This is a genomic window from [Clostridium] symbiosum ATCC 14940 (genome assembly GCF_000466485.1).
GTDB classification, from domain to species: domain Bacteria; phylum Bacillota; class Clostridia; order Lachnospirales; family Lachnospiraceae; genus Otoolea; species Otoolea symbiosa.
In genome coordinates this window covers 1-657 of the sequence record NZ_KE992838.1, presented here as the reverse complement: position 1 = coordinate 657, position 657 = coordinate 1, and the positions used below count along the sequence as shown (strand labels likewise).

Genomic DNA, 657 nt, shown 5'->3' with positions numbered 1-657 from the left:
AAATGGGAATGCAAGTATCATATAGTTTTTGCACCAAAGTATCGTAGACAGGTAATTTACAAGGATATTAAAGCAGATGTCGGTCAAATTTTAGGAACGTTATGTAGAAGAAAAGGAATAGAAATAATCGAAGCAGAGTGTATGCCAGATCATGTGCACATGATGGTGCGAATTCCGCCGAAATATTCGGTATCAGAAATAATGGGTTACTTAAAGGGGAAAAGTTCACTTATGATATTCGAAAAGCATGCGAACTTAAAGTATAAGTATGGTAATCGACACTTCTGGTGCCGTGGTTACTACGTAGATACGGTGGGGAAGAATACAGCGGCGATAAAGGCATATATTCAAAATCAGGTAAAAGAGGATTTGGAATATGACCAGATGACGTTAGTAGAGTATATCGACCCGTTTACGGGTGAGCCGGTGAAGAAAAACAAGAAATAGGACTCTTAAGAGTCAGTAGGAAATCAAAGCAAACCAGCAAGCCCCCATTGGGGCTGCGCCGGAGAAAGGAAGCTCCGATTATGCCCTTTTAAGGGCAGCTGAAAATGTGGTGCAGTTGGCAGACTTTTCGGAGCGCCTTCCGGGCGCAAGCAGGAACAATCCCCTTATAGGGGTAGAGCAGGCCACCGGCTAAGCCGGTGGTGCTGACTG

General features: G+C 44.0%; 1 protein-coding gene. It reads left to right on the top strand.

Features of this window, described 5'->3' with window-relative positions; all coding sequences use genetic code 11:
* A partial coding sequence (tnpA, locus tag CLOSYM_RS04535; RefSeq protein WP_021641139.1) for an IS200/IS605 family transposase occupies positions 1 to 447 on the top strand: 447 nt, incomplete at its 5' end.
* Positions 448 to 657 lie beyond the last annotated feature (210 nt).